General features: G+C 44.8%; 13 protein-coding genes. 7 read left to right on the forward strand and 6 right to left on the reverse strand.

What is annotated here, in order from left to right:
• Nucleotides 1–219 precede the first annotated feature (219 nt).
• From GVY04_00475 to GVY04_00495, 5 genes are all read left to right on the forward strand, one after another.
• Nucleotides 220–573 (forward strand): Hsp20 family protein, encoded by a 354-nt coding sequence (locus tag GVY04_00475; protein ID NBD14650.1) that lies wholly within the window; start codon nt 220–222, stop codon nt 571–573.
• 123 nt (nt 574–696) lie between these two features.
• Complete coding sequence (locus GVY04_00480; GenBank protein NBD14651.1) at nt 697–1467, forward strand: SDR family NAD(P)-dependent oxidoreductase; 771 nt, start codon at nt 697–699, stop codon at nt 1465–1467.
• A gap of 134 nt (nt 1468–1601) precedes the next feature.
• Nucleotides 1602–2594: a plasmid pRiA4b ORF-3 family protein gene (locus tag GVY04_00485; GenBank protein ID NBD14652.1), complete on the forward strand. Its 993-nt coding sequence runs from the start codon at nt 1602–1604 to the stop codon at nt 2592–2594.
• A 486-nt stretch (nt 2595–3080) separates the two neighbouring features.
• Nucleotides 3081–3356, forward strand: coding sequence for a DUF433 domain-containing protein (locus tag GVY04_00490; GenBank protein NBD14653.1), 276 nt, complete (start codon nt 3081–3083; stop codon nt 3354–3356).
• The gene (locus GVY04_00495; protein ID NBD14654.1) at nt 3331–3798 is read left to right on the forward strand and encodes a hypothetical protein; all 468 of its coding nucleotides are present in this window, start codon (nt 3331–3333) and stop codon (nt 3796–3798) included. The genes GVY04_00490 and GVY04_00495 overlap by 26 nt, the downstream gene beginning before the upstream one ends.
• A gap of 130 nt (nt 3799–3928) precedes the next feature.
• Here the strand turns inward: GVY04_00495 and GVY04_00500 are convergent, their stop codons facing one another.
• On the reverse strand, nt 3929–4837 hold the full coding sequence (locus tag GVY04_00500; GenBank protein NBD14655.1) for a tyrosine-type recombinase/integrase: 909 nt from the start codon (nt 4835–4837) through the stop codon (nt 3929–3931).
• Between the two features lie 313 nt (nt 4838–5150).
• On the opposite strand from GVY04_00500, the gene GVY04_00505 reads away from it, so the two are divergent.
• Complete coding sequence (locus tag GVY04_00505) at nt 5151–5642, forward strand: AAA family ATPase (GenBank protein ID NBD14656.1); 492 nt, start codon at nt 5151–5153, stop codon at nt 5640–5642.
• Nucleotides 5643–5721: 79 nt separating this feature from the next.
• Here GVY04_00505 and GVY04_00510 read toward each other — a convergent pair whose 3' ends face one another.
• Together GVY04_00510 and GVY04_00515 are read right to left on the reverse strand one after the other, a co-directional pair.
• The gene (locus tag GVY04_00510; GenBank protein ID NBD14657.1) at nt 5722–6225 is read right to left on the reverse strand and encodes a DUF1772 domain-containing protein; all 504 of its coding nucleotides are present in this window, start codon (nt 6223–6225) and stop codon (nt 5722–5724) included.
• Between the two features lie 23 nt (nt 6226–6248).
• Complete coding sequence (locus tag GVY04_00515) at nt 6249–6878, reverse strand: NAD(P)H-binding protein (GenBank protein ID NBD14658.1); 630 nt, start codon at nt 6876–6878, stop codon at nt 6249–6251.
• Between the two features lie 167 nt (nt 6879–7045).
• Here GVY04_00515 and GVY04_00520 point away from each other — a divergent pair, with 167 nt between their 5' ends.
• The gene (locus tag GVY04_00520) at nt 7046–7909 is read left to right on the forward strand and encodes a helix-turn-helix domain-containing protein (protein NBD14659.1); all 864 of its coding nucleotides are present in this window, start codon (nt 7046–7048) and stop codon (nt 7907–7909) included.
• 72 nt (nt 7910–7981) lie between these two features.
• Here the strand turns inward: GVY04_00520 and GVY04_00525 are convergent, their stop codons facing one another.
• The 3 genes from GVY04_00525 to GVY04_00535 form a co-directional block, all read right to left on the reverse strand.
• On the reverse strand, nt 7982–8434 hold the full coding sequence (locus GVY04_00525) for a PIN domain-containing protein (protein NBD14660.1): 453 nt from the start codon (nt 8432–8434) through the stop codon (nt 7982–7984).
• Nucleotides 8434–8634, reverse strand: coding sequence for a hypothetical protein (locus tag GVY04_00530; protein ID NBD14661.1), 201 nt, complete (start codon nt 8632–8634; stop codon nt 8434–8436). Before GVY04_00530 ends, GVY04_00525 begins: the two co-directional genes overlap by 1 nt.
• Before the next feature lie 127 nt (nt 8635–8761).
• Entirely contained in the window at nt 8762–8911 is a 150-nt protein-coding gene (locus tag GVY04_00535; protein NBD14662.1) for a hypothetical protein, read from the reverse strand.
• Nucleotides 8912–8951 lie beyond the last annotated feature (40 nt).

The following is an 8951-nucleotide window of genomic DNA, read 5'->3' on the forward strand; positions in this document are numbered from 1 at the left end:
AACATGAAGCAACATCACCAAGATCTCCCAACAGTCTGCTCCAACCCGGTATGTTATGCGACAAGCGTCATTGACTAGCCACAGAACAAAGACAACCCTGAGACTCCAGTCCATACTTAATATAGATCAGCATTCATAACGCTCTGAAGTGAATCAAAGACCGGAGCCCATGCCCGAAGCGAAAGCCGATAATTAAGGGCGTGATGGGGTCAACTTCCCATTGAACTCAATGAGGCAGGCAATAATTTAGAATTGAAAGCCCAAGTCCCAGGCATCAACCCTGATGATTTAGATGTGGCGGTAAACAGTGATTCTGTAACCATCAGTGGTGAATATCGCTACGAAGATAATAGACAAAACAGCTACCGCTCCGAATTCCAACAAGACCAAGTACAGGCTGATTACACCGATGGCATTCTGACGCTGCACTTACCGAAAGTGGAACAAGCAGCCAATCAGAAAGTGAAAATCAACACCTCGACTACGCTCGGTGTTGAGGCTGAGCGAAGCCGAAGCCTCAACCTTGGTGGTCAGTCCCAACAAGCTATTTCGGGTTCTAGCGGACAGTCCTAGCTGATTACACCTCCTAAAACGGTACGCCCCCTTCCTGCTCGTGAAAGGGGGAGTTTTTAATGTCGGCATACTGCAATTGATTATGCTGGAATTAGAGTCAGGAAAAAGGAGAAACACTTTAACATGTCCTTTGTCGGCAATATCAATCATGCCAATGCTCTCGTTACCGGTGCAAGTGGGGGAATTGGATTGGAATTTGTCAAACAACTCCTCCAAGACGGCAATCTTGCCCAAATTTACGCGACCTACCGCTGTCGGGAGTCTGCGGAGGAACTAATCGCGATCGCGCAAGACTATCCCAACCGCCTGATCTGCCTTCCGATGGATGTAACCGAAGAAGGGCAAATCGCTGATGTTGCCGCCAAAATGCACTCGGCAATCAACAAACTCCACCTTACGATTAACTGCATCGGGTTTCTTCACGAGGGGGAAATTCGCCCGGAAAAAGGCTTGCGGCAGGTGGAATCGGAATCATTGTTACGCTACTTTCAGGTCAACAGCATTGGCGGCGTTTTATTAGCGAAACACCTATTGCCTCTATTTCGCCACGACGAGCGCAGCGTTTTTGCTAGCATCTCCGCCAAAATCGGCAGTATTGGCGATAACGATTTGGGTGGATGGTACGGCTATCGCGCCTCGAAAGCAGCCCTCAACATGCTGATGCGGACGGTCTCCATTGAGTATGAACGAAAAAGCCCGCAAACTATTGTCGTCACTTTACATCCTGGAACCACTGACACCCGCCTTTCCCAACCCTTTCAGCGCCACGTCCCTGCCGAACAATTGTTTCCTGCCGAGCGAACGGCAGCCCAATTGCTTGGTATCATCCAAAATCTAGAAGTAAGGGATAGCGGGCAATTTTTCAACTGGGATGGTAGCCGGCTTCCTTGGTAGGGAAGGAATGATGTCCTGATATCTTCTGAATGACTCTTACCCTTGATTTTGATAGAGGCGAATTAATACGAGTCAGTTCGTGGTTATGGCTGAAATACAATCAAGTTAGCTTCAGGAAAATTTCAGTCAAGGCGATGAACACGACGATCAAACAAGCAAAAACCATTCTGAATCAGCAGACAATTACGGAAACTAGCCCCGGAACGATTCTCCAAGACCTCCAGACCTTTCTCAATTTACTGCAAGATCAGGGAATTGAAGTCAGTGGCAAACATAGTTTGTTTCCCCTCAAACACTTAGCAGCTTTAAATGCCCAATTAACAGAACCGACGCAACTGGACTTAAAAAGACCCGTTCAGAAATCTTATCCTGCCTTAAATGGAATTTACCTACTGTTAAGAACCACGGGCTTAGTCGTTGTCGTTTCCGAAAAGAGAAAACAAAAGTTAGTGCTTGATGAAGCCACTTATGAAGCCTGGAATCAACTGAATGTAACCGAACAATATTTCACATTATTAGAAGCATGGCTGGTACGCGCCAGTGATGAAACCATTGGGGAACGGGATCAATTTCCCACGTTATTTAACTGTATTCGCTTTTGGCAAATGTTGAACCAAGACGAGATTCAACTGACGAAGGAGTTAGAAGGCTATTTTGCCTTTCGTTACACACCCGGTTGGCACAATCTTGCTTTATTCGATTTATTTGGGTTGATGAGAGTTGAGCAAGGAAAACCAGAGAAAGGGAAAGGTTGGCGGGTGCAGCGTCTGGAAAAAACTGTTTATGGAAAAGGGATTTTAACAATCTTACGTTTTGCGTTAGTCGGAGAAGAGTCGCCGTTTAGTCGAGTATTCCAAGAGATTGTCCAAGTTGAGCCAATAATCCGCTTCGGGAAATTGCAACCTCTCTTCCAGCCCTACTTCCCGCAATGGCAAAACAATCTTGTTGTTGAGCACAATGACTCTATAGAAGGGATTTATATTTTTAAGGTGTCACTGGGAAAGCCTTGGCGACGAATTGCCATTCCGTCTTTCTTATCTCTCGATGATTTAGCCGAAGCTATTTTAGATGCCTTTGAGTTTTCAGATGATCATCTCTATCAGTCTTCAATTGCGGACACTTTTTAAAACTGAGTTTGCCGTTTTTGTTCATATGATTTGACCGACATTCATTGCCTTGCATGAGAATTCACCTATAGTTGCTATGTTAGGTTCGCGATGTTCCCTACGGAAGCGAAGCTATTCCGCCTTGATTACAACTGAGTCAAAGCAGGCCAATTGGCATCTGCCTTAGCAATATTGCCGGGGATATCCCTTTCCCAGCGTCTTTGAATCCCGGGGCTGTAACGGTTATGCTACTTCATATTAAACAGACAAATCTGAATGAATCCTGAGATTCAACTCTCTCCTATCTGGAGCCGGCACCAGATGAATTCAGATCATATTTTTCAAGTGAAAAAGGGAAGCCAATTAACTAACAAAGTCAACTTTGATGTTAAATCATTCAGTCCTCTAAGAAGCGTTAAAAAGAGACTTCACAACATATTCACATATGAGCAAAATCAACCCATCGTAGAGTTGGAGCAATTTATTGAGCTCAAAGTTGGAGAAGTCTTGAGAAAAATCCAGCATCTCATCAACCAATATGAAGACTGGAAAACTCGATTAGTCACAGATCCTGAAATTAAAGGAGGAGAACCGGTATTTCCCGATTCTAGGCTGAGTGTTTATCGGATTGGCAGTTTACTCAACCGTAGTGGCGCGAATGAACTACCTTCGGTTAAAGAAGAAATTGTGGAAGACTATCCCTATCTTTCTCAAGAGGATCTCATTTTTGCTCGCATGTTTGTCAGTTTGAATCCCCGTGAAGGAAGACCCAAAAAGTCTTAAATTACTCATCGATGAGGATCTCTCCCCCCGCATCGCTCAAATTCTTTGCCAAGAGAATCTGATTGATGCGGTTCCGATTCGTGATCGCAAGGTGCGCTTTCCGATGCGGAACCAAGTTCCGCAGCCTACGGCACGAGCAAAGCTCTACGGGTCGCACCTCAATTTTTGCGGAGCTTTGGATCATGAAGTTCTAGAACTGGCTTTCAATGAGGATCGGATTCTGGTTACTGCCAATATCAAGGATTTTGAAAAATTTGCCAGATTACGGGAGGTGCATTGCAGTCTGATCTTTTTACTGGATGGAGACTTGCGTCGGTGTGAACAACTTGCTGCGATCAGGGAAGCGATTTGTGAAATTCGTTTGATGGATATCACCAATTGTGCTCTTTATGTCAACTGGCGAGAAAAAGAGTATGAGTTAGTTGATCTTCCTTCCAGTTAAAAAAGGCTCTTTCTTGGAAAACAATCATGATATGATTGCTATTCACCGATTACCTCGTTAACCAGATGAAAGTTCTAGGAGAAGCGCTGAGGGGCGACAACCCTTTTTGGCAACTTCCTCTAAAACTGCTTTATAATCCCAGAAACTGACTTGACCCCTGATTGGGACGGGCATGGAGATATTTACTGGTAATTTCCAGACTGGAATGACCCAGAGATTGTTGTAATAGATGTAAATCGCAGCCTCCCTCAATGGCAAGAGTGGCATGGGAATGGCGAAACCAGTGGGCAGAAACGGGCTTATCCACACCAGATTTCCTCACCGCTTCCTTAATCAGCTTATGAACTGAAATTCGTGATAGGGTTCCCTTATAACGATTGGTGAACACAAACTCGTTACGGCGAGGCAATTCTGCTATCTCTAACCAAATAGAACGAGGAATGAGAACCACACGAGTTTTATCGCCTTTCCCGTAAATGGTTGCTTGTCCACCACCCCCATTGGGAGACAAATCGCGCCATCGCAGTCCGCATAATTCGCTAACTCGAACTCCCGTGGCGTAGAGAAATTTTAAGATCGCGCGATCGCGTCCTTCCTTCCCGGCATTAATAATCGCCAGACATTCTTCTCGCGTCAAAATCTTTTCCGCCAAATTGTCTTTCGGTTTACGACTTCCTTCTACCATCGCGCCCACATTCGTTGGTAGATACCCCCGTCGCACGGCAAAGCTAAAAAAGGACTTTACTGCACTAAGCTTTCCCTTCACCGTATTCATCTTATACTTCTGTTCCAAGTGCCACAGCCATTCCTCAATATCAGTGGGGAGAATTGTCTCCAACGGTTTCTGGGCATAAGCCAGGAATTGCTTGATACTCACCTCATAGGTGCCGCGAGTGCTGTCTTTGCGACGACTGTTTAACCATCGGGTAATGGCTTCTTGCGTTAATTTCCATTCCCCAGTTTCCTCCTCCGCAAAGACGGCTTCTGTAACCCCTTCAATAGCAGTGGTTTCGCCTAACTGAATTGCACTCTCACTCATCCACTTCCCTCCTCACATTAACAAAAGCTCGGTTTTGTTAACCAAATTGATTGTACGATCTCAGGGGACAAAAACCAGAAAAAATGTTGTTCATTCACCAGTGAGCAACCGAGTAACGGGTAGAGGAGAGAAGAGATACCTGTGCAATTGAACCTGATGTAACAAAGACCAGAGCTAGCCTTTAATCGACATTGTCTAAATAGGGCTTAACTTGAAGGGCTTCGCGCACCTGGTCAAAGAGTTTCTTCGGTTTAGGGTTTACTGAGTCTGCAGATTGAGGTCTAATTATAGTTATACGCAGGTTATCTGGCTAATGAATAGAAAAGGAACTCTAATTTTTTTCTGCGGAAAAATGGGAGCGGGGAAATCAACTTACTCAAAAAGCCTGGCCAATGAATTAAGCGCAGTTCTTTTGTCTGAAGATGACTGGCTTGCTGCGATTTATCCAGAAGAAATCATGAACTTTGACGATTACATCAAATATTCTTCACGATTAAAGCCTTTGCTCAAGGAACATATCCGAAAAATTTTACATTTAGGTGTATCGGTCGTGATGGATTTTCCAGGAAATACCAAGAAACAGAGAACATGGTTTAAAGAAATATTTTCTGAGGACGATATCCCCCACAAATTGATTTATCTGAAAGCAGATGATCAACTCTGCTTGAATCGGCTGGAAAAGCGAAGGAAGAGTTCACCCGATCGCGCTCGATTTGATACAGAAGAGGTGTTTCATCAGGTAACCCGTTATTTTCAAGCCCCTGCTGATGATGAAGGCTTTAATATTGAGGTGGTGAATCAATAGGATTGATGACATCTAAAGAAGCGCGATGCCCGTAGGGCGGTGGCTTCGCCACGTCGCGCTTTAGAGATTGCTCTTGCCTTTAAATCCTGAACAATAGAATCATTAACAGGGCAGAGGTTAAGCACGCAAGGAGCATCCTGATTAAGTTCCATTGGTTCCAACGCGGTTCAAACTCCATACGAGCTGATTTTAGAGCTGTTTCCTTCATCTCATCCACATTCAGAGTTTGTAGTTTGTTATTCAGTGGTACGTTGATCGTGAAGGTGGATAACTGAACGCCAAGCAGATAAAGGATTGGAGTCAAAATCATGAGCAGACGTTGAGCGCGATCGAGTTGTCCCAAGCCCAGCCCAACTGAAGCCAGCAAAGCCACAATTGACCCCACCCAAACCGCCACAAAGATCGGTTGATTATTTTGGATCACACCATCTATCACCTGAAACGCTTGGATAAACTCTCGGTCATCTAAACGTTTAAGCCCTGGCATCACTACTGAGGCAAAAGCAAACAGGAAGCCTGCTACGAGGGAACACAGTAACGTCGCCATAATCAAGACAATTGGAAAGATTGCTTCTGTTGACATGGATCAATTTTCCTGATGAAAAATTAGTAAGACAAACTTGGAGTCTGGTACAAGGACGACTGATCCGATAGTTGCTTTAAGATAAACTCAGCAACATCAGCCCGAGAAATCTTAAGAGTGATGCTTCTATCCGTGCTTGGAAAGCTGTGACGATATTTTCCAGTACGCGGTCCATCGATAAAAGCCCCAGGACGCACGATCGTCCAATCCAAGTTACTGTTTCGCACTAAGGCTTCTTGCCGTTCGTGATCGGCAAACACCTTCCGCAAGATAAAGCCAAACATGATGTACTTCCAGTAGAAGTTCAGGTTTCCCCAGCTATCACCAGCCCCCAAAGTGGATTGGCAAATCAACCGACGCACTCCCACCTTCTCCATCGCCTGAATAATCTGCTGAGTCCCCTCTGAACGAATGGTACCCGTTAATTTTTTACCAGACCCCAGCACACAAATTACAGCGTCTTGACCAGATATGGCTAGTTCCACCGCCTCAGAATCCATGACATCTCCTTGGATAAAGCTAAGTTGGGAGTGTTGGAGATTGAGCTTGGCTGGATTTCGGGCGAAAGCAGTGACGGTGTATCCCTGCGCCAAGGCTTGTTGAACTACCTGACGACCGACGGTTCCTGTCGCACCAAAAATCACGAGTTTCATGAAAGTATGCTCCTCAGTAATGATACTCTCAGTTTAGGAATCCGATTCAGACGAGGCTGTATAATAATTGGGAAACTATCAAAATCTTGCGATCAGTTTGTAATCCGTTCTTCGGAATCAAAGTTCTAGGGGGCGCGATCGCAGAGATAGCGTTACTAATTACCCTTATGACAGAACCAACTTCCCGATCAGAGCCAATCAGCCAGTCCTCCTCTGTTCAAGATTGGGAGAAGATTCGCGTGGAGCATTTACAGAATTCAACTGGAGAAGGGGTCTATCATTGCGAGGGTCAACACACGCTATTCATATCTCTGTCTCCTCGCCCAATTTACTATTGGCAAACTCAGGACGGGAAAACACATACGGGGCTGTATCGCCAAGGAGACCTGTTAATCACACCAGCCAACACCCCTTTGTTTGTGCGGTGGGAGGGAGATGAAAACTGTTTGCAAATCCAGGTAGCGGATCAGTTTCTGAAACGCATTGCTGAAGAAACCTTTAATGGCAACAGCGATCGCGTACAACTGATCCCCATCTTTCAGCAACGGGATGCTCAGGTGGAAGCGATCTCAAACCTGATTTTGACTGAATTTCAACAAAACCCATCTGGCAATCAACTGTATGTGGATTCCTTAGCCAATATTTTTGCCCTGAATTTGCTCCGACAATTTGCCATCACCCAACCCCAGTTACCGATCTATGAAAGTCCCGGTTTACCCCAACGACAACTCATGACAATCTTGGACTACATTGAGGCCAATTTAGACCAAGAGATTAAGCTGGCTCACCTTGCTCAATTGCTGGGTATGAGCCAATTTCATTTCAGCCATTTATTCAAGCAGGCAATGGGATTATCGCCTTACCAATATCTATTGAAACAACGGGTAGAACGAGCCAAGCATTTGCTCAAGCAAACTGATCGATTAATCGCCGATATTGCCCTGGAATGTGGATTTAATAGTCATAGCCATTTGAGTAAACAGTTCCGACAGTTCACGGGCATGACCCCCAAGGCTTTTCGCTCTGGTTAGATTGGGAGTTGAGCCAAAATATCTCCTTTCATCTGGCAGAGAGCAAAGCTCGATCGCGCTCTCAAAAACCAATTAAGACTGGATTAGGGGGTTAATGGCTTCCAAAAAGGTGAATCCCTCAAAATCCTCAACATTAACCGTGTAAATTCCCGAAATTTGATTATCTTTGAGAATAGCTGCAATCGCGACATCAAAGATTCTTTTGCGAGAGGTTACCTGCCCCAATAATGCGATGGCATTTTCTAGATAACTCTCTTTTTGGGTAAGAATGGTAATTCCCGTATCCAAATAGTCTTGGACGATTGCGGTTGCTTGGGGAATGGATAAAGGAGCGTTTAATCTGTTAGAAGTAACAACACTGATCAACTCAATCAAAACCTGTGCTGGAATACAGACACCTAAATTTCCGTTCTCATCCCGTTGGTTCATTGCAGTTTCCATAAAAGTTTTAGCCGATTCATGAAAGGGAGAATCGCGATTGTGGGCGTAAACCAAGAGATTGGTGTCAATGGCAAAGGTCTTCATCAAGTTCGTTCACCGTAGAGTTCGTCACGGTTGACACTGATATCACCTCCTAAACTAAAGGAACGCACTTTAAACGGTTTAGGAGAAGTTGAGGCGCTTTTAAGATCATTTTTCACCGACTGAAGAAGCAGTTCAATCATTTGAATTCGTTCTTCAAGGGATGCTTGTTGGAGTTGCTTGCGGGTGTTTGAGTCAACCATGATTTCTAATCCATGAGTCCGATTCAATCTTGCGGTTATTGTGAAGAGATCGGAACGATCATGTATCCTGTGGGTACAGTACAATGTTATCTTTTTCCAATCTGTCCAGTGGAAGTGGGTTAAAATTCTAAGCGCGAAGATTAGTTGCGCGATGGCAACTGCCAGCAACTCGAACCGGAGCGAAGTGAGGACGCGATCGCGCCATTTGTGACAAATGCGGGTGCAAGTAGTCAAAAGTGACTTGCTGATCGGATAAGACTAAAACTGGGTTCTGCATTCAAGAGTTGAAAACCGTTATTAATTTAAGATCAGATCGG

Source organism: Cyanobacteria bacterium GSL.Bin1 (assembly GCA_009909085.1).
Taxonomy (GTDB): Bacteria; Cyanobacteriota; Cyanobacteriia; order Cyanobacteriales; family Rubidibacteraceae; genus Halothece.